18 protein-coding genes and 1 tRNA gene are annotated in these 19,630 nt (G+C 40.3%); 3 read left to right on the forward strand and 16 right to left on the reverse strand.

Annotation, left to right across the window (positions count from 1 at the left end; translation table 11 throughout):
• Window positions 1–497: 497 nt before the first annotated feature.
• Together HMPREF1865_RS05415 and HMPREF1865_RS05420 are read right to left on the reverse strand one after the other, a co-directional pair.
• Window positions 498–574 (reverse strand) — tRNA-Arg (locus HMPREF1865_RS05415).
• Between the two features lie 48 nt (window positions 575–622).
• Window positions 623–1,624 carry a 5'-nucleotidase, lipoprotein e(P4) family gene (locus HMPREF1865_RS05420; protein ID WP_060919460.1) on the reverse strand — a complete coding sequence of 334 codons (1,002 nt, stop codon included), beginning with the start codon at window positions 1,622–1,624 and terminating at the stop codon, window positions 623–625.
• Window positions 1,625–1,893: 269 nt separating this feature from the next.
• On the opposite strand from HMPREF1865_RS05420, the gene HMPREF1865_RS05425 reads away from it, so the two are divergent.
• Both HMPREF1865_RS05425 and HMPREF1865_RS09640 read left to right on the forward strand, forming a co-directional pair.
• Window positions 1,894–2,481, forward strand: a complete 588-nt coding sequence (locus tag HMPREF1865_RS05425) for a hypothetical protein (protein WP_230949604.1) — start codon at window positions 1,894–1,896, stop codon at window positions 2,479–2,481.
• Window positions 2,482–2,538: 57 nt separating this feature from the next.
• Window positions 2,539–2,775, forward strand: coding sequence for a hypothetical protein (locus HMPREF1865_RS09640; protein WP_230949605.1), 237 nt, complete (start codon window positions 2,539–2,541; stop codon window positions 2,773–2,775).
• A gap of 153 nt (window positions 2,776–2,928) precedes the next feature.
• On the opposite strand, the gene HMPREF1865_RS05430 is transcribed toward HMPREF1865_RS09640, so the two are convergent.
• The 7 genes from HMPREF1865_RS05430 to purB form a co-directional block, all read right to left on the reverse strand.
• A complete protein-coding gene (locus HMPREF1865_RS05430) occupies window positions 2,929–4,392 on the reverse strand; it encodes a catalase (protein WP_060919461.1) in 1,464 nt (487 codons plus the stop codon).
• A 316-nt stretch (window positions 4,393–4,708) separates the two neighbouring features.
• Window positions 4,709–4,993 (reverse strand): hypothetical protein, encoded by a 285-nt coding sequence (locus HMPREF1865_RS05435; protein WP_004694573.1) that lies wholly within the window; start codon window positions 4,991–4,993, stop codon window positions 4,709–4,711.
• 88 nt (window positions 4,994–5,081) lie between these two features.
• Entirely contained in the window at window positions 5,082–6,554 is a 1,473-nt protein-coding gene (dinB, locus tag HMPREF1865_RS05440) for a DNA polymerase IV (protein WP_072270798.1), read from the reverse strand.
• 2 nt (window positions 6,555–6,556) lie between these two features.
• On the reverse strand, window positions 6,557–6,901 hold the full coding sequence (locus HMPREF1865_RS05445) for an ArsR/SmtB family transcription factor (RefSeq protein ID WP_004694570.1): 345 nt from the start codon (window positions 6,899–6,901) through the stop codon (window positions 6,557–6,559).
• A 539-nt stretch (window positions 6,902–7,440) separates the two neighbouring features.
• Entirely contained in the window at window positions 7,441–8,724 is a 1,284-nt protein-coding gene (locus tag HMPREF1865_RS05450; protein ID WP_060919462.1) for an adenylosuccinate synthase, read from the reverse strand.
• Between the two features lie 115 nt (window positions 8,725–8,839).
• Entirely contained in the window at window positions 8,840–10,018 is a 1,179-nt protein-coding gene (locus HMPREF1865_RS05455) for an MFS transporter (RefSeq protein WP_060919463.1), read from the reverse strand.
• Between the two features lie 230 nt (window positions 10,019–10,248).
• Window positions 10,249–11,544 (reverse strand): adenylosuccinate lyase, encoded by a 1,296-nt coding sequence (purB, locus tag HMPREF1865_RS05460; RefSeq protein WP_008714679.1) that lies wholly within the window; start codon window positions 11,542–11,544, stop codon window positions 10,249–10,251.
• Between the two features lie 445 nt (window positions 11,545–11,989).
• Between purB and HMPREF1865_RS05465 the strand changes: the two genes are divergently transcribed.
• Window positions 11,990–12,400 (forward strand): hypothetical protein, encoded by a 411-nt coding sequence (locus tag HMPREF1865_RS05465; RefSeq protein ID WP_060919464.1) that lies wholly within the window; start codon window positions 11,990–11,992, stop codon window positions 12,398–12,400.
• A gap of 153 nt (window positions 12,401–12,553) precedes the next feature.
• Here the strand turns inward: HMPREF1865_RS05465 and HMPREF1865_RS05470 are convergent, their stop codons facing one another.
• The 7 genes from HMPREF1865_RS05470 to scpA all read right to left on the reverse strand — a co-directional run bounded on the left by HMPREF1865_RS05470 (window position 12,554) and on the right by scpA (window position 19,626).
• Complete coding sequence (locus HMPREF1865_RS05470; protein ID WP_060919465.1) at window positions 12,554–13,384, reverse strand: hypothetical protein; 831 nt, start codon at window positions 13,382–13,384, stop codon at window positions 12,554–12,556.
• A 4-nt stretch (window positions 13,385–13,388) separates the two neighbouring features.
• Window positions 13,389–13,793: an ExbD/TolR family protein gene (locus tag HMPREF1865_RS05475; RefSeq protein WP_060919466.1), complete on the reverse strand. Its 405-nt coding sequence runs from the start codon at window positions 13,791–13,793 to the stop codon at window positions 13,389–13,391.
• A complete protein-coding gene (locus tag HMPREF1865_RS05480) occupies window positions 13,790–14,395 on the reverse strand; it encodes a MotA/TolQ/ExbB proton channel family protein (protein WP_060919467.1) in 606 nt (201 codons plus the stop codon). The genes HMPREF1865_RS05475 and HMPREF1865_RS05480 overlap by 4 nt, the downstream gene beginning before the upstream one ends.
• 301 nt (window positions 14,396–14,696) lie before the next feature.
• The gene (locus HMPREF1865_RS05485) at window positions 14,697–14,954 is read right to left on the reverse strand and encodes a hypothetical protein (RefSeq protein ID WP_004698152.1); all 258 of its coding nucleotides are present in this window, start codon (window positions 14,952–14,954) and stop codon (window positions 14,697–14,699) included.
• A gap of 50 nt (window positions 14,955–15,004) precedes the next feature.
• Window positions 15,005–15,895, reverse strand: a complete 891-nt coding sequence (locus HMPREF1865_RS05490; RefSeq protein ID WP_060919468.1) for a DUF3829 domain-containing protein — start codon at window positions 15,893–15,895, stop codon at window positions 15,005–15,007.
• A gap of 295 nt (window positions 15,896–16,190) precedes the next feature.
• The gene (gene meaB / locus HMPREF1865_RS05495) at window positions 16,191–17,444 is read right to left on the reverse strand and encodes a methylmalonyl Co-A mutase-associated GTPase MeaB (RefSeq protein ID WP_004694551.1); all 1,254 of its coding nucleotides are present in this window, start codon (window positions 17,442–17,444) and stop codon (window positions 16,191–16,193) included.
• A complete protein-coding gene (gene scpA / locus HMPREF1865_RS05500) occupies window positions 17,437–19,626 on the reverse strand; it encodes a methylmalonyl-CoA mutase (RefSeq protein ID WP_060919469.1) in 2,190 nt (729 codons plus the stop codon). Before scpA ends, meaB begins: the two co-directional genes overlap by 8 nt.
• Between the last annotated feature and the right edge of the window lie 4 nt (window positions 19,627–19,630).

The following is a 19,630-nucleotide window of genomic DNA, read 5'->3' on the forward strand; positions in this document are numbered from 1 at the left end:
TATCATAGCGAAAAATTACAGAGTACTAAAACCTCAACAACGAAGTTAAGCACTTTTGTAGCCTTTCGCTATAATAAATCAATAAACAAAAAGAGCACAGATCATAAGACCCGTGCTCAAAATTCCACACAAAAAACATTAGTAATATGTACTACTAACTCAATTTACATATACTATTGTTAATAACTACTTAAAAGTAGTGATTTCGACATAAAGTCTTATTTTAGTAGATTCTGTAACCTTTCGCTATGATAAAATCTAATTACATATTATATCAGTATTACTTATATGTCAACACTTTCTAATTTTTATTCATCAATTTATTATATTTTTTATCATATAACCTTAATTACTCTATTATTTTCTTGATAACAAAATAATTTAATATACTCAAAAGAAGAAAAGGACACAATAAATTGTGTCCTTTGATTTCGGCATAAGGCCCTACCTTAATAGATTCTCACGAGTATTAAGGCGAAACTGCAGCTCTATCCTTCTGGTGCGCCTAGAGGGAATCGAACCCCCAACCTACAGTTTAGGAAACTGACGCTCTCTCCGGTTGAGCTATAGACGCATGTATACTTTATTATATCGTTTTTAATAAAGTATACGCAAGACATCCTTATTGTTGTAGGTATTGATTATTTACTTGTTTTTGTTCTTCTGGGCTTAGGTTTTGATAGCCTTTCGCTAAAGAACTTACCCAGGATCCATAGGCAGGGTTTGGGAATATGACAAAGGTAGTACCAAAGTCCTCTTTATGATTGTCGATGATGGCATTTCTTTCAGCTAAGCTCTTACCTTTTGTACCAATAGGAAAATCACCGGCGTTATCACCCATGTATACAACGACATAATATTTTTTAGCAATCATATCAAAGCGAGGTTGTTTATCAGAGTCTTTTTCGAATAGTAGTACATGGTCTTTATCGACAGATGGGAATCCTAGTTCTTTAAAATTCTGTATCGTTACGTCAAGGTTTACAGGTGCGTAGCGGTTTGAAACATAGAAGATTTCTACCCCTTGTTTATGTACTTCATTTAAAAATTCAACGGCGCCAGGCATGGCTTGCGATTTTCCTTGATGTACGGCTTGGCGCCACCAAGGAGCATCAAAACGGCCATTACCATTTACAATGCTTTCACCCATCAACTTGGTATTGTCCACTACTGTTTCGTCCGCATCAAGAACGATAGCTAAAGGTTTTCTTTGATGAGATGGATCAGTAACGGCCATCTTAACGGCATTCATTGCCACATTGTACCCTTGATACGCTAGCGCTCTGTACTCTGCAGAGGTGCGCATCCATAACAAGCCCATCGTTTCAGTTTCGGCTTGGTACTGTTGCTTTTGTTTGAGCGCTTCCTGTGCCGCTACATCATTAGTTACTGCATTATTAACTACTGCATTATTAGTTACTGTATAATTTGATGTAGCACTAGCTACATCATTCTTAGTTGCTGTAACCGCCTGAGCTGCTTGGACCTGCGTTACAATAGCTACGGGAACAGAGTTATTTGCTTTCACCGTCGCTGGAGAATTCGCCTGTACTACAGATCCAACGCAAAGGCTCCCTCCCATGCAAGCCACCGCCACATACCATGCCAAACTACTAGATTTCATAACTGCCTCCTATTCACATGTAACATTTCGTGCAAATTCAACACATCATATAATTCTACATAGTTATACTAAAATCATTTTAAAATTTGTATATTTCTGAAAGTAAAAAAGAGCCTATGCACCATACCATAAATCGATTCGATTCAGGTAGTTGCTTAGGCTCTTTTAGAAGTTAATAAATACGGTTTTAAATCTATCTATGCAAAAACTATGCTATAATACAGCTATTGATGGTATTAGAGATTTCTTACTAAAGAGAGGTATATGTAATGAAACTATGTAAACGATCAATTATTGTCAGTTCACTATTAGCTGTATTAGCTATATCATCTGCATATGCAGCTGCCCCTGTGCAATCTACCGAAAACACAGATACTGCTATGGTTGATATGGATTACTCCAATCTTCCAGAACTAAAAAAATCTATCGAAAGTGCAACACCGGCTATGGTCCAATCTACTCTTGCTGCTTCTAAGGGAAAGCCTACTAAAGATAAGCCCGTCTATTCAACAGTCACTATGACCGGTAACCGTGTTGTATCCGTAAAGACCTACAAAACTAAAGCAGAACAAGAAAAGGCCATGTTAAAGGAACGTAAACGCTTAGACAAGGTCAGTGCGGAACGTCGTGCTAAACGGAAAAATGAAACTCGCGCGGATATGCTAAAAGGTTTAAAAGCAATACCTATGTATCCACCTGTTAATGAAACACGAACATTACAAAGCGAAATGTTCTCTCAACCATTTGGGAGACAGCTCGATTTGCGTTTAGTAGAGGCCTACACACAAGATTATGACAAGGCCAAACCCGGTGATATTTATGTCTATGCAGATTATGTGGACTATACATCTAAGTAGCTATTAGGCGAAAAAGATGGTACTACTGCTATTTCAGCCATGATTCTACGTACAATCATGAGAAAGGACGAAAATAAAGCTTTCAGCATCGATGTAAATGCATACTTCATAAACCCAACAACGCATACCATTTCTATAAGTCGTTCTGAAGATGTAAAAGGCATCGATATCAAGAAAAGTGAAATAGCTGAAACCGTATTTAAACTACCGACACACCAGCTACAACCGGGTGATCCACAATATGAAATTGCTAAGCTCATGTATCAAGACTTAACAAGTAAAAAATTTGATTAGTAATATTTAAATACACTCTCCACAACAAAAGCCCCTCCTTACTATGAGCTACATAGCAAGGAGGGGCTTCGTCTTAGTTTAAGGAAGTTCTTTTATTGCGTTAGTATTGTTTAGATAAACTATTTTAATGTTGTTTAAATAGTATCATTAATCTTATTTTACATCGCTAAAGTCGATGTTCATGCCCAAAGCTTTAGCAACGCCTTCACCATAAGCGGGATCACATTGATAGCAATGTTTTGCATGACGTTCTTTGATGAAATCAGGTACACCATTCATAGCCGCTGCGGTATTTTCAAACAAAACTTGTTGTTGTTCAGGGCTCATGAGGCGGAACAATTTACCTGGTTGTGTAAAGAAGTCAGAGTCGTCTTCATAGAAATCATATTGGTAAGCTGGACCAGATACATCGAGAGGAGGATTTTTGAATTCTGGTTGTTCAGCCCATTCACCAAAGCTATTAGGTGCGTAGCCAATTGTTGACCCATGGTTTCCATCTATACGACCTTGACCATCGCGATGATAGATATTTACAGGGCATTTTGGGGCATTAACAGGGATTTGATAATAATTTGCCCCTAGACGATAGCGTTGCGCATCGGCATAAGAAAACAAGCGACCTTGAAGCATTCTATCAGGAGAGAAGGATACACCTGGAATGATAGTTGTTGGTGCAAATGCAGCTTGTTCTACATCTTGGAAATAATTTTCTGGGTTACGGTTAAGTTCCATCACGCCGACTTCGATCAATGGGAATTCGTCATGATACCATACTTTTGTTAAATCGAATGGATTGTATGGCATATTGTTAGCTTGTTCTTCCGTCATCACTTGGATGCATAATTTCCATTTAGGGAAATCGCCTCTTTCAATAGCCTCAAAAAGGTCACGTTGGTGACTTTCACGGTCACTAGCCACCACATTAGCCGCCTCAGCATCGGAAAGATTTTCAATCGGTTGTTGGCAAACCCAATGGAATTTAACCCATACGCGCTCATCGTTTTCGTTGATAAGGCTGTATGTATGACTGCCAAAACCATGCATTGTACGGTAAGATTTAGGAATACCACGGTCACTCATAACGATTGTTACTTGGTGGATTGCCTCTGGCAAGCTAGTCCAAAAATCCCAGTTTGCTGTCGCATCGCGAAGATTTGTTTTCGGATTACGTTTTACAGCACGGTTCAAATCAGGGAATTGCAATGGATCGCGAATAAAGAATACAGGTGTATTGTTACCTACGAGGTCCCAGTTCCCTTCTTCCGTATAGAATTTTACGGCAAAGCCACGAATATCGCGTTCTGCATCGGCCGCACCACGCTCCCCGGCAACTGTGGAGAAACGCACGAATAACGGCGTTTGCTTGCCTACTTCAGAGAAAATTTTTGCTTTCGTATATTTTGTAATGTCATTGGTTACTGTGAAAGTACCAAATGCACCGGATCCTTTAGCATGCATACGGCGTTCAGGAATCACTTCGCGCTCAAAATGAGCTAATTTCTCCATGAGCCAAACATCTTGCATCAATACAGGACCACGTTTACCTGCTGTAGCAGAGTTGCGATTATCTGGTACGGGAGCACCAAAGGCTGTTGTTAGTTTCTTTTCATTATTCATGTTACAAACTCCTACTTAGAGATCAAAATGAAAGTAATTTACTTTACATAATTTTTAAATCATACATCTTAATTACGATAAAAATTATTAATGGATAATTATTATCCATTAATATGTAATTAGAATATCACAAATTTTTTAACATGACAACCCTAAACTTTTACAAATCTTGTATACACGATATCATTTATAATTTTAAAATGAGAATTTCAATGCTATATATTTAAAACCTATTAAGATATACCTACAAAAATACGCAAAACAAAAAACACCTTGTTTCTACTAACTTATAGATCACAAGGTGTTTTCATTCAATTTATGCTGGACGGCTCCAGTCAACTTGTACGTCGATAGCTTCCCACATGCGTGTTAAAGCTAACTTAAGGTTATCCAAAGATTCTAATGGTTTTACGGTCAACCGTTCATACGTATCAAGACCTGTAGCATGCTCAATAGCATGTTCATTATTTAAGTAAGCGATTACCTTATCAACCCACTCTTGTTCAGGTAGATCTACGGACACTGTTTTTGTTTCTGTATCATAAGACAAGAAACCATTGCTGTTTACGCCATAATGGATGGCCACACGAAATAAACTCATATCTATACCTCTCTTGCGGTAATTTATTAACACTACACCCATATTGTAACATGAACAATTATATTAGCGAAAGTATTCAATATAAACTTTATAAGTCCTTTTTGACGATCTTTTTAGGTTCTTCAATAGATGGCTGTGTATCTGCAATTATAGACCGATTAGCCTCTTTAGTCGATCCTACATCAACTTTAGTAGATGCCCCATCATCTTGAGCAGTCTGTGCATCCACGGCCGCTTTCAACTCTGACCGTTTTCTACGTATTCCATTGTCTCCATGAAAGCGTTGCCATAATGCGCCACTCATAACAGCAGTCTCACCAAATTTAGACTCTAAGGAGTCTAACACGCTAGCAAGCTTATCCTCTGTTTCATCCTGTGGGGAATCAAAGAGACTATCCTGCATAGGAACCTCCTCATCGAGACCACTCACAGTAAGACCTAATAGTCGTATAGGGCCAGGCGGATCCATACAGGTAAGCCCTTTAGAACTACTATATTTAAAATTCATAGACTTTACCTTTGTAGTAGCGCCTAACGGTTCCATATCTTTCTTAGACTCTTTAGGCCGCTTACTCGTCTTATCCTGCATCAATTTATTCCACAGAATCAATGCTGTTTCAAAAAATACATGTTCCTGGTCTGATGGTATATCTAGCCGCTTCTGCCGTGATACGGTGGTAAAATCATCATACCGAACCTTGATAGATACAGTATGTCCATGAAGGTTACGCCTCCGAAGCCGTTTCGATAAACGGTTTGCAAAATACCTAAATTCTAATTCAATAGCACGGCCCTCTGTGAGATCTTCTTCGTAGGTCTCCTCCGCTCCAATTGATTGTATCTTGCGATCTGTTTCAACAGGTCTATCGTCGATACCATTCGCCAGTTCCCATATGCGCTTTGCCTGATTCCCCACGAGAGGAATTAAACTGCTTTCATCAGACAAAGACTGAATATGACGCATCAGGTGAAAGCCACCTGCTTTCAAAATTTTCTCTGTCCGAGGACCAACACCCCAAATACGTTTAATCGGCAAAGGAGCCAGCACCTCTTTTTCACGACCATATGGGATGACTACAAGACCATCAGGTTTATCTAAATCAGAGGCCAATTTAGCAAGAAATTTATTGGGTGCTAAGCCTGCAGAAATAATAAGTCCTGTTTTCTCGAACACACGATCTTTAATGGCTCGCCCTAGCGCTTTAGGGCCACTATACATGGTAGACATGCCACTCACTTCAAGAAAAGCTTCATCAATAGATAGAGGCTCAATGTAAGGGGTAAATTCGTTCATAATGGAAAAAATTTGGTTCGACACCTCTTTATAGCGATCCATTCGAGGATATACATAGATCCCATCAGGACAGAGTTTCTTAGCCCTCGAGATTGGCATCGCAGAGTGAACACCAAATTTTCGGGCCTCATAGGAACAGGTAGCTACGACACCACGTGAAGAAAGACCACCCACGATTACGGGGTGGCCTTTATACTCTGGATGATCCAGTTGTTCTATGGACGCGAAGAATGCATCCATATCAACATGCATAATCCAACGTCTCATTGTTACGCTTCTTTTTCGTGCTCAGAAATGCGGCAGTATTTAATTTGCGCGCAAATGCACTCATCTTTAGTTTTGTATAATTGAGGGAGAATATCTAAAATATCCGCAAATGTAGCTTCATTAATGGAGTAACGCGTCCATAAACCATTACGTTGAGAGTTAACTACACCTGCATCAATTAAGATTTTCATGTGGTAACTCAACGTAGATTGAGACAAATTGAAGCTCGCTAAAATATCGGCTGCACATAATTCATTGCAAGACAACATATCGATGATGTGTAATCTTGTTTCATCGCTTAATGCCTTAAAAATCGTCGCTAAACGTTCGTAAGAAACTTCAACCATATCTTTAACTCCTCAGATCCTTATCAAAAAATATCAATCTACTTCTTGGTACTATTATATACTATTTCTTAATGTAAATCTATTTTTTTCTTTATATTTGTATCTTAATAATTTATTATGAATACAAAAAAATTATAGATAAGTAAATTTTGCCCTATTATAAACTAATTTAAGCACGTGCCTATTTGTATAAAATGAATATTTTAAACAATTTTTCATTCTATAGATTTATTTGGATATACATTTTTCTGTATATATAACAATCATGTTCTATTATTTGTTATATATTTCTCGATATACTCACGCTTTAATAACTATATAGCATACTTCGATATACCGCACTACTGTAGCAACCTAAAGGATTAGATATAGAGCATACACGTTTATATTCTATATCCATTCAATACAAAAGACCCCTCTATGAGGGGTCTAATCTGTATAATTCTATAAATCGATTGCATAGCGAGAAATGTTAAAATATATAACACTCTATCAATGCTACCACATGAAAATTTTCTATTATATCAAATTAGTATAACTTAGAATACATTTACTAAATCGATAGTTTGGCTACGGTTAGGACCGACGGATACAATACCTAAAGGCACACCTGTTACTTCTGCAATACGTTCTACATATTTACGAGCATTTTCAGGCAATTTATCATATTCACGGATACCAGAGATATCAGTTTCCCAACCTGGCAATGTTTCATAAACCGCTTCACAAGCTTCAAGATCTTTTAAATTAGCTGGGAATCCTTCTACGTCTTTACCATTCAATTTGTAACCTACGCAGATTTTCAATTCTTTAAACGTATCAAGAATATCCAAGCGTGTAATAGCTAAGTAATCTAGGCTGTTAAGACCTGCTGCGTATTTTACAACCATGAGGTCTAACCAACCACAGCGACGAGGACGACCCGTTACAGTACCGAACTCATGACCAAGTTCACGAAGGTTATCCCCAGTTTCGTTAAGAAGTTCTGTAGGGAATGGACCTGCACCAACACGTGTAGCATATGCTTTTACAACACCAAAGATATTTTTTAAGTAGTTAGGACCCACGCCAGCACCTGTGGAAGCACCACCTGCGATTGGATGAGAGGATGTTACGAATGGATAGGTACCATGGTCAAGGTCGAGCATAGTAGCTTGAGCACCTTCGAACAATACCTTTTTATCCTCTTTTATAGCTTTAAGAACAGCTGCATTAGTATCTGTTACATAAGGTTTCAACGCTTCAGCATATTTGATGTAATCCGCTAAGATTTCATCGTAATTAACAGGTTCAGCATCGTATACCTTAGTAAGCATTTTATTTTTAAACTCTACATTGTACGCTAATTTTTGTTTAAATGTTTCCATATCATACAAATCGCAGATACGGATGCCGATACGATTGATTTTATCAGCGTAGCAAGGACCAATACCATTTTTAGTAGTACCGATTTTAGCATCCCCTTTAGATGCTTCTTCCGCAGTATCTAGAGCGATATGGTATGGCATGATGACATGTGCACGGTTAGAAACTTGAAGAGATTTAGCAGATCTGCCTTGCTTTTCTAGACCTTCAATTTCTTGTAGCAGAACTTTAGGGTCGATAACAACACCAGTACCCACGATATTTTGTTTGTTATCGTATAAGATACCACTTGGCAAAAGGCGAAGTGCAAACGCTTTATCATCCACTACAACAGTATGACCCGCATTATTACCACCTTGACTGCGCACCACAACATCCGCACGTTCCGCAATCCAGTCAACAATTTTACCTTTCCCCTCGTCACCCCATTGAGTGCCGATAACCATACTAGTTGCCATATCTATATCCTCCATATAAAAGCCTAAATAATCCAATATCATTATACAACAATGTTCGGATTCTGTGAAAGTATTTATACAAATTCAATCTTTAGTTTCTTCCCAAATGCATGGGCTATTTTGGTTCTTTTAACCAAAAACTCATCAATAAGCCTATAACACCTACCGGTATCAAGGTCATCAATGCCGTTTGTACGTCATAGATATCTGCTAGATGTCCTACATAAGGTGCCACAAGGCCACCCAAGGTAATACCAAGACCTAGCGTAATACCCGACGCAAAGCCTGCATTTTTTGCAAGGTATTTTTGACCTAGTACCGTAATTGGTCCGTATTGTGAGAATACGCCAAAGGCCATTGGAATCATGGCTCCAAAGAAGCCCCACATATTAGGCACAAAAATAAATACTAAAACGGATGGCAAGAAAATCAGATTACCTAAGCGCACAGTTTTAAGAAATCCAAGTCGGTCAGATAAGGCCCCGCCCATATAGGTAAGAACGGCACCCATAGCAAAGTACGCAGTAAGGGCCAAACTAGATGCACTAGCTTCACCATTAATAACAGTAATATACAAAATAGGAATAAAGATAGCCAATACAGAGAAGAGTATAGATCGAGAAGCAATCACAAAAAATAACTTACCGAAGCTCACCCAATCATTTGTACCGGTACTAAGAACCTTAGCACGGCTTTCACGGTTACCAGTATCAGCAGAATCAGCAATATCAGTATCATCGGTATCAGCTTCACCCTCACCCATAAAGGCATAGAGATATAATAATACACCAAGTAGAGCGATAAGCGTAAATACCCAAAGGAATTGTCCCCCAAAGACGTAAACACCACCAGCAATAAAGGGTCCCAACGCAAAGCCCGCACTGCCGCCGACTGCAAAGCGGCCCATGGCGTTACCGATTTCATGAGATTGCGTACGATTTACAAGAAGAGCCGCCTTGGGATGGAATAACGCGGCCCCTACCCCGGCCAAGAGCGACAAAGCAAGAATCATTTCGTAACTCGTAGCCAATGCCATAGCGCTAATCGACACAAGAGTCACCGTAAACCCAACGGGAATAAACCAGGGTACGCGCCACCGATCTGCCACATAGCCCAATACGGGCTGTGCCACGGAAGCCACCACGGTATTACAGAAAATGATGGAAGCCGATTGATAATAATTAAGGCCAAAGTTAGCGATAAAAAACGGTATGAGGGCCGCCAGCGAACCTTGACCAAAGTCATTAATACAGTGAAAAATAGGCGGTCCGTACTTCCGTATAATACGTTTCATATAACCTCCTAAAACAAATAGATGGTTTCCTAATGTAAGACGAGTATATAAAAGCCTGCTAGAAAACTAATTTATAATTATCTGTTAAAATAATATACTTCTATCTAAAATGGTATATTGCTTTCAAAACAAAAAAGGTAGATATAGCCAACACCTAATGCATGTACCATAGGCTTGTTGATCTATACCTACCCTAGTCTTTCATATGTTATGTGGGAAGTACCCTACAATTATAGGCCAAAGCGAGCCATGATTGTATCTACATGTCTTAGCAATTTATATGGATCAAAGCATGCATCAATTTCCTCATCAGTCATGTACTTCTTAATATTTTCATCAGCTTTTAAACCTGTTGCGAAATCTTTGCCTTCAAGCCAGCGTTCCATAGCATGTTTTTGAACCCAACGATATGCTTCGTCACGTACCGCACCTTTGTCGACAAGATGTGTCAAAATTGTTTGGCTGAATACGAGGCCCCCTGTAAGGTTAAGGTTTTTAAGCATAGTTTCAGGGTATACCAACAACTTATCAATGGTGCGAATTGTTAGGTGTAGCATATAATTTAACGAGATTGTCGCATCCGGCAAGATCACGCGTTCTACAGAGCTATGAGAAATATCGCGTTCATGCCACAACGCTTGATCTTCGTAAGCAGATTGTGCATAGCCACGAAGTAAGCGAGCCATACCGCAAATTCTTTCACATGTGATAGGGTTGCGTTTATGAGGCATCGCAGAGGAGCCCTTTTGTTTAGGGCTGAAATATTCTTCTGCTTCGCGCACCTCTGTACGTTGTAAGTGACGAATTTCTAAAGCGATTTTATCCAATGTGCCACCTACAACAGCGATGGTAGACAACAATTCAGCGTGACGGTCACGTTGTACTACTTGTGTAGCGATTTTAACAGGTTCAAGGCCTAATTTTTCACACACATATTGTTCTACGAATGGATCGATATTGGAGTATGTACCAACAGCGCCAGACAATTTGCCAACAGCAACGCTTTTACGAGCATGTTCCATACGTTCAATATCACGTTCTACCTCTGCCATCCACAACGCCAATTTCAAGCCAAATGTAGTTGGTTCGCCGTGGATACCATGGGTACGGCCAATCATAGGAGTATATTTGAACTCCGCTGCACGACGACGCAATACTTCGTGCAAACGCTTTAAGTCATCAATTAAGATATCGCAGGCTTGTTTCATCATATACCCAAGCGCCGTATCTTTCACGTCTGTAGAGGTAAGGCCAAGATGGATGTATTTAGCCGCTTCAGGTCCTACGTATTCGCCCACTGCTGTTACGAAGGAAATGATATCATGATTCGTTTCCTTTTCGATCTCATGAATGCGCTCAACGTCGAAATTGCCCTTTTCCCGAATTGTTTTCGCCGCTTCTTTAGGAATAACACCCAACTCAGCTTGTGCCTCAGATGCGAGGGTCTCCACCAATAACATTGTGTCGAATTCGTTGCGTTCGCTCCAAATATGGCCCATTTCTTCTCGTGTATAACGTGGTATCATGATGTCTCCTTTGCATGATAAAAGCTAGATTTATAGGATTATTGTACCATATGTGAAAGCTCCATTCAACGAACAGAGCCAAATTTTCCGAATGATAATTATATTAATTTTACTTATCGTTCGACTTTAGTTATCAAATCTTAGTTGTTCAATCCTAGAAAAAGGATACCCATATTTAACTACAGAGTCTAAAACAGAAAAAAGACAAACACAATCATACCATTAATAACATAGATAACAATAACCTGAACTATACTCTCTCTTTAATTTCTCATATAGAATTCCACATATAGTTATATAGTAATAAATTAATCAATACTATATCATAGCTATACATTGTGATATATAATAAACATACAGACTAAATGTACTGCGAATAATTGCTCAATCTATACACGAGCTTTATACTAATAGTAACAAACATTTCTACTATGGGGAGGCTTTCATGGCAACTTTAAATCGTAAGGAACGCCGCGCACAGCGCAACGAATCTAATACTATAGGTATTCTATTACGTCTATTCTTTGGGCTTAGCTTTATCGGCTTGGCAGTAGTCCTTTTTGGTGAGTTTGATTATAACTTGATCTTCTCCATCTTTACGTCAGACATCGTCGTATCATTAATTTACGTAATGATGAATAAATCCCACATTACCACATCGTTAGCGGTACATACTAACGTACGCGTTATCATTGCATTTCTCATCATGTTGATTACCATGTTCTTCTATGCTTTCGCATTGTGGCGAGCCGATCAATTCAGCACACCTATGCAAGTCACATTATTCATCGGCGGCGCCATCGTATATCTAGCCGTCTTCAACTCTACAAAAACAATGCTTACCAATCAAAATTAATACAATACATATAATTAATCCTTGAAATATAACTCAGCATGACTCAGATAGAATAAGTATTTCATAGTAATACTTATTACCAATTAATACAATCATTTATTACAACCATAACAAAGAGGCATATCTTACATACATAGTATGTGATATGCCTCTTTATTGTCCTAATACAACAGGAACTGCTAAATATACAGGTTCCCCTCTTCGATTGACAATAGAACCACTGCTTTTAACGATGCGCATTGCTTCCTCTTTGACTGGTTGCGGTACATCCTCTGCGATGAGCGGTGTATGTTCTCCTACGATGACATGTCCATTAACATCAAAGTTAACACGCACTACAGCCTTACCTGTTACGATTGACCTCTTTCCCTGTTCTTGTACAGTTCGTAAATATTCTTGGGGGTTGATATCCGACTTCTGTAAAAGTGCTTGCTGCCCTGGTGTTAGGAGCCCCCACGCAAGATCAGATAGGAAGGATAAATCACTAGCTTCGGCAAAGCCGTTTCCATTGGCATTCGGATCAGATGTTATATCCTTACCCATAGGAGCATTATCAGGCTTAGAGGATTTCCCGTCTTTGGAATCATTTCCACCCGTAACTACAGCTTGTTCATTATTAGTCGTTTCCGATTCTATGGCCTTTGGAACGGACCATTCGCGACGAGCATTAGATGTAGTCTTATTGGCATTTAAATTATGAACACTTTCATCACCTGTATTTTCCGTTACAAGAGGATCCGCCTTAGGCGCAGGCCCTTCTGGAGTCGGAGATTCAACCGGTAGCTTATCCTTAGGTATAGGCTCAATAATGGCAGTCTCTGCATCGCTTTCACTATCCTCAGGCAGATGAAAGCTAACCTCTGCTGCATCATAAGCCACACCTGTTCCAACGATGCCACGTAAGGAAAGCCCCATACCAGAAATAAGCATGACGGTAATGCCTAAAGACACAATAAAAGGTTTCAGATAATGTGATTCAAACATGGAATCACTTCCGTTCCGTAGCGACGCTAATATATTTAGCACCGTTCACCTTGAGCATGTCCAAAAGCTCAATAACCTCGTTATAATACACATCTTTTGAAGCGCGAATCACAAAGGCCTGTTGAGGTGCTTGTGTAACAATAGATTTGACCTCTTGCGCTAAATGATCCGAAGAAATTTCCTGATTATCGATATACAGCGTGTGCGTTGTGGTCAAGGTGATGGTGATAGGTTCGATAGATTTCGCCGTAGACGTCGATGCAGATGGTAAATTAAGCGGAATTTGTTGCTCTGTATTCATGTACAGCGTGCCTACCATGAAAAATACTAATAAAAAGAATACGATATCAATCATAGGAATAATCATGATGGTAGGCTCTTTTTTAACCCCTAACGTGCGTCGTCTCATATATCATGTTCCTCGTTGTACGCATCAAGGATGTTGCCGCACTCATGTTCTAATGTCGCCACAGAATCATTGACCTTTGCTGCACAGTAACTGTGAAAGCCAAGGGCAATAATGGCCACGGTCAAACCTGTAGCCGTTGCCACTAAGGCTTCAGAAACACCACCTGTAATAATGGTCGGAGCCCCAATATCGCCGCCTACCACAGCAAACGCACGAATCATGCCGAGGACCGTCCCTAGCAACCCCAATAACGGAGCCATTGTTACAACCATGCTGAGCCAACTAAGGCCGCGTTTTAAACGTTCATCAGCGTACGACACCACATCTTGAAGGCGATTTTCCAAGCCATTATAATTCTTTGCATTGCGGATAGCACGGGCAAATAAAGAACCAAGTTCCTCTGTATCCCGTTCTAAAACACTTGGTAACAGAATCCAAGATTGGTTCTTCTCTAAGACCTTATTAAAACGGCGCAAGTCCTTTGTAAACTTGCGATATAGAAAGATACGTTCAATGCCAATCATCAAGGTAAACAGTAAAAAAATCACCAGCGGATACATAACAAATCCACCAGCTACAAATAAATGCGCTATACTACTCATACTAACCTCCAAAAGCCACATACCGTTAGGCTCTATCCGGGTTAATTATACCACGTTTTATCCCCTCTAAAACAGATATAGAGCGTAAAACCACAACATTAATAGATATAGGATGATTTGCAAGATAAATATAGACTAATTCGCTAGATAGACATAGGGTAGCTAACGTCCACAGGATAAAATTAGGGTTATAGGGCAAGACCAACTCGTTTTGTCCTATAACCCTAAAATTAAAATACAAAAAGGCTGCACTAGAAACGATATATATTCTAGTACAGCCTTTTATGCGTTCCTAAATAGATTAGTCTTTTTTAATAAAGCCTACAATGAAGCCACCTACTGACAGTGCAATGCCTAAACCGCTACAGAACATACCAATAGAATACCACAATGTGTAAGATTGGTTATTCTCAGAAATCGCCTTTGCTGCCGCTTGAGCATTTGTAGCGTTTCTCGCAATTTCCAAATTAGCCGCCCCTGGATCTGGATTTAATAATAGAATCGCAATACCAATAATTAGAACGACTACACCTACAGGTAATAATAATTTTTTGTTCATTTAAATATTCCTCTCCTAACAGTTCATAACATGGCATATACGATTAGGTATTATTTATCGAGTTTGTTCATATCCAAGCGATTTACACTGCCAATAAAGCTATTGTAGGATTCAATCATATCATTGTAATGATCAGCTGTTTGGTCACCTAAGAATGTACGAATTCTACCAATAGTTGTATTTAAATGAGATTTAGCAGAGTTATAGTCTGGACTAGTAATGCTGCTGGACACATCCATGATAGCTTGCAACTCTTGGTTCGCCGCATTTACATCGATTTGCTTGCCTTCTTCAAAGCTATCCAATAATGCAGTTAAACGTAAATGAACTTCTTGAGCAGCAGCTGCATTTTTCTTACCGGAATCTTTAAGTTCTTTCAACTGTTCTTGTTGATTTTCCGTATTATGTTTGTGAATTACAGCATCTAACTGATTATATGCTGCATAGAATTGATCATATAGTTGAACGTATTTAGGTCCTAATTGTTGTTCCTTAGCATAATTATCTGCTTGATATGAATTAGTTTGATAGTACGTATCCAATTCACTTGCTACTGGTACAATGTCCTTTAATACAGCTAATACGTTATCAAGAGGTTCCTTCATATCATCATATGGTATACCAGCATCTTTAGCGGCTTGTAATTTTTGTTGTAAACTATCAAATTTTGGTGTCATAAAGCTTGATAAATGTTGACCCTCTCTTAGTTTTTGAATGGAAGGATTAATAGCATATCCAAAGCGTACGGTGCCACTGTTAAAATTACCAACTGCTTCGATATACTGATTAAACACTTGAATGTCTTTTTGCGATGCCTTTTGAGCGCCTTGCTGCACCCCATTGGCAATCTTAGAAAAACTACATCCACTCATGAATAATGGTGCTGTTAGAGTAGATGCACACAATACGGCTGTTAACATTTTCTTTACTAGTGGTTTCATAATGACCCTCTCTTTTTAATCACACACAAGTAACAGTTTATGATTAAATTATATATCATATATGTTTTTTATGAAAGTATCAACCGTATTTTTTATGAAATTTGTTTCATGAATATACTTTCACAGGCACATAAAAAGGCATAGTATCTGACTACTACAAGTTTTAACCAATAATAGTTTCCATACTATGCCTTTTATGGATACATTTTATAGATCTAAATAAGCATGATAGCTAATCGGAATGTCTTAATAGATAAGTTACGCCAGCTTATCAAATAGGTATGTAGCTATCTACTTATTGTAAAGACTTATCGAAAACGCCAATAAGTTCTTCAACGGCTTGAGATTCGCTCATTTCACCGTCTAAGACAGCAGCTTCGACTTCGCCCATGCGACCTTGAATGACTACATTGTTAAAGAATAGGTTGTGCAAGTGTTCGTCAATCATATCGCGTACCCAACGGAGGGATTGTTCTTGACGGCGTTTTAAGAATACGCCATTCTCTTTACCTTGTTCAGTAAATTCTTGGATTACATCCCACAATTCATCGAGGCCATCCTTTGTGACAGCTGAACATGTATAGGCTTGAGTCTTCCATTTTTCCGTAGCCGGACGGATGTAATGCAACATCCGGTCATAATCGCTACGAGCAATGAGAGCTCGTTTGAGGTTATCCCCATCAGCCTTGTTGACCACAATAGCATCAGCAAGTTCCATAACGCCTTTTTTGATGCCTTGCAATTCATCGCCTGCCCCCGTTAAAACGATGAGCATAAAGAAGTCAACCATGGAGCGCACGGTAACTTCGCTTTGCCCAACCCCAACGGTTTCAACGAGAATGATATCGTACCCAGCAGCCTCGCAAAGTAGCATAGTTTCTCTACTTTTACGAGCCACACCGCCTAGCGTACCACCAGCTGGCGATGGACGAATATAAGCCTCTGGGTGTTTCGTCAACGTTTCCATCCGTGTTTTATCACCCAAAATACTGCCTTTTGTGACTTGACTCGTAGGGTCTACAGCCAGTACGGCAACCTTGTAACCCGCTTCAATGAGCATGTTACCGAAAGCTTCAATAAACGTACTTTTACCGGCCCCAGGCACACCAGTAATACCGATGCGTAATGCCTTGCCCGTACGAGGCAATACAGCTTGCAACACTTGTTGAGCTAGTTTGAAATGGTCCTTATTATTACTTTCTACCAATGTGATAGCCCGTGAAAGTATAACGCGGTCCCCCTGCTCGATACCGCGTACATAATCAGCGACAGTTAATTTCTTTCGCCGCTGTACGGGACGTACCGCTGGAGCCAGATGAGCAGAGCTGGATAAGAGGCCGTCATGCATTTCCTTGACGCCTTTCATTACGTGACACGCGTAAGTGTCATCTTTCTTCGCTTCTTCTGGCACCCAGTCGGGACGATAGGTACTACCCTCGGTGCTTGCGTTTTTTACACCTAATTCAGGGGCTTTGCCTTCACCAGTGGTGAAAGTTGCGTCCTGTGTATTGCGCAATTCATCCGGAGTAGGCCGTTTGTTATCAGTCATGAGACTCGTCTTGAACGTGACTAGTCAATGTTTCTAGTAATTTTTTCGCCGCTACTGGCAAAACTGTACCAGGGCCAAAGATAGCCACTGCGCCATGTTCGCGTAGGAATTCATAGTCCTGAGCAGGGATTACGCCGCCGATGGCAACTAAAATATCTCCACGGCCCCGCTTGTTGAGTTCCTCTACAAGTTGAGGCAATAATGTCTTATGCCCCGCCGCAAGAGAACTAAATCCGACAATATGAACGTCATTATCCACCGCATCTTGTGCTGTTTCTTCTGGAGTTTGGAACAAAGGTCCGATATCCACGTCAAAGCCCATATCCGCGAAGGATGTAGCGATAACTTTGGCACCACGGTCATGACCGTCTTGGCCCATCTTCGCAATCATGATACGAGGACGACGACCTTCGAGTTCTTCAAAGTTATCTGCCATTTGGCGTACTTCTTTAATTACATCGTCATCTTCAAATTCGCTGGAGTATACACCGGAAATAGAGCGAATAACCGCTTTATGACGACCGCATACCTTTTCAACAGCAAAGGAAATTTCACCCAAGGATGCACGAGCACGAGCCGCTTCAAGTGCAAGGGCAAGCAAGTTGCCTTCGCCCGATTCGGTAGCTTTTGTGATCGCTTCAAGACAGGATTGAACCTTTTCTTCATCCCGGTTAGCGCGCAATTGTTCGAGACGACGAATTTGCGCTTCCCGTACAGCCGTGTTATCTACGTCGAGGATATCCAATGGATCTTCTTTATCTAGACGATATTTATTGATACCGATGATCGCTTCACGACCAGAGTCGATACGAGCTTGGCGACGTGCAGCAGCTTCTTCGATACGCATCTTAGGAAGCCCTGTATCGATAGCTTTCGCCATACCGCCAAGGGATTCGATTTCTTGAATATGACCCCAAGCGCGACGAATCAATTCATCAGTCAACGCTTCTACATAGTAGGAACCGCCCCATGGGTCGATAACCTTACATACCTTAGTTTCATCTTGGATGTAAAGCTGAGTATTACGCGCAATACGTGCGGAGAAGTCCGTAGGCAACGCGATCGCTTCGTCAAGCGCATTCGTATGTAGAGATTGAGTATGGCCCAAAGCCGCGCCCATCGCTTCCATACATGTACGAGCCACGTTGTTGAACGGATCTTGTTCTGTAAGAGACCAACCAGATGTTTGGCTGTGCGTACGAAGTGCCATGGATTTAGGATTTTCAGAGCCGAAACTATTGATAATCTTAGCCCATAACATACGAGCCGCACGCATTTTTGCCACTTCCATGAAGTAGTTTTTACCGATTGCCCAGAAGAAGGACAACCGTGGTGCGAACTGGTCAACGTGAAGGCCTGCATTAACACCGGTACGGATATATTCAAGACCATCGGCCAATGTATAACCTAATTCGATGTCCGCAGTAGCGCCCGCTTCTTGCATATGATAGCCAGAAATGGAGATACTGTTGAACTTAGGCATGTACTGGGATGTGTACGCGAAGATATCGCCGATAATACGCATGGACGTAGCTGGAGGATAAATATAGGTATTACGTACCATGAACTCTTTCAAGATATCATTTTGGATTGTACCAGCCATAACCTTTTTATCAACGCCTTGTTCTTCACCAGCCAAGATGTAGAACGCCATTACTGGCAATACGGCGCCGTTCATTGTCATGGATACGGACATTTGATCAAGAGGGATACCGGAGAATAGAATTTCCATGTCGAGGATGGAGTCTACCGCAACACCCGCTTTACCAACGTCACCTACTACACGAGGATGATCGGAGTCATAACCGCGGTGAGTAGCAAGGTCAAAGGCGATAGACAAACCTTTTTGGCCTGCTGCCAAGTTACGACGATAGAACGCATTGGATTCTTCCGCTGTGGAGAAACCAGCGTACTGACGTACTGTCCAAGGACGAGTAACATACATTGTGGAATAAGGTCCACGCAAGAATGGAGGTACACCAGCCATATAGTCAAGGTGTGTCATCCCTTCATAATCCATCTCTGTATAGAGAGGTTTTAGTTGGATTTGCTCCATTGTTGTATTATATAAATCTTCAAAGCTTTTTCCTGTTTCTTTTTGAAGTTCAGCAAGCCATGCATCGCGAGATGTTGCTTTCTGAGATTCCAAGCCAAGAGAGGAGAAGTCTGGATTTTTGAACATGAGC

Origin of the sequence: Veillonella parvula, assembly GCF_001553335.1 — a bacterium.
GTDB lineage: Bacteria > Bacillota > Negativicutes > Veillonellales > Veillonellaceae > Veillonella > Veillonella parvula_S.

Bases quoted from the DNA above. Each gene is read 5' to 3' on its own strand.
- meaB (WP_004694551.1), bottom strand. From the start codon at position 17,444: ATGACTGATAACAAACGGCCTACTCCGGATGAATTGCGCAATACACAG.
- HMPREF1865_RS05450 (WP_060919462.1), bottom strand. From the start codon at position 8,724: ATGGCAACTAGTATGGTTATCGGCACTCAATGGGGTGACGAGGGGAAA.
- HMPREF1865_RS05470 (WP_060919465.1), bottom strand. From the start codon at position 13,384: ATGTTTGAATCACATTATCTGAAACCTTTTATTGTGTCTTTAGGCATT.
- dinB (WP_072270798.1), bottom strand. From the start codon at position 6,554: ATGAGACGTTGGATTATGCATGTTGATATGGATGCATTCTTCGCGTCC.
- HMPREF1865_RS05480 (WP_060919467.1), bottom strand. From the start codon at position 14,395: ATGAGTAGTATAGCGCATTTATTTGTAGCTGGTGGATTTGTTATGTAT.
- HMPREF1865_RS05430 (WP_060919461.1), bottom strand. From the start codon at position 4,392: ATGAATAATGAAAAGAAACTAACAACAGCCTTTGGTGCTCCCGTACCA.
- purB (WP_008714679.1), bottom strand. From the start codon at position 11,544: ATGATACCACGTTATACACGAGAAGAAATGGGCCATATTTGGAGCGAA.
- HMPREF1865_RS05475 (WP_060919466.1), bottom strand. From the start codon at position 13,793: ATGAGACGACGCACGTTAGGGGTTAAAAAAGAGCCTACCATCATGATT.
- HMPREF1865_RS05465 (WP_060919464.1), top strand. From the start codon at position 11,990: ATGGCAACTTTAAATCGTAAGGAACGCCGCGCACAGCGCAACGAATCT.
- HMPREF1865_RS05455 (WP_060919463.1), bottom strand. From the start codon at position 10,018: ATGAAACGTATTATACGGAAGTACGGACCGCCTATTTTTCACTGTATT.
- HMPREF1865_RS05445 (WP_004694570.1), bottom strand. From the start codon at position 6,901: ATGGTTGAAGTTTCTTACGAACGTTTAGCGACGATTTTTAAGGCATTA.
- HMPREF1865_RS05420 (WP_060919460.1), bottom strand. From the start codon at position 1,624: ATGAAATCTAGTAGTTTGGCATGGTATGTGGCGGTGGCTTGCATGGGA.
- HMPREF1865_RS05435 (WP_004694573.1), bottom strand. From the start codon at position 4,993: ATGAGTTTATTTCGTGTGGCCATCCATTATGGCGTAAACAGCAATGGT.
- scpA (WP_060919469.1), bottom strand. From the start codon at position 19,626: ATGTTCAAAAATCCAGACTTCTCCTCTCTTGGCTTGGAATCTCAGAAA.
- HMPREF1865_RS05490 (WP_060919468.1), bottom strand. From the start codon at position 15,895: ATGAAACCACTAGTAAAGAAAATGTTAACAGCCGTATTGTGTGCATCT.
- HMPREF1865_RS05425 (WP_230949604.1), top strand. From the start codon at position 1,894: ATGAAACTATGTAAACGATCAATTATTGTCAGTTCACTATTAGCTGTA.
- HMPREF1865_RS09640 (WP_230949605.1), top strand. From the start codon at position 2,539: ATGAGAAAGGACGAAAATAAAGCTTTCAGCATCGATGTAAATGCATAC.
- HMPREF1865_RS05485 (WP_004698152.1), bottom strand. From the start codon at position 14,954: ATGAACAAAAAATTATTATTACCTGTAGGTGTAGTCGTTCTAATTATT.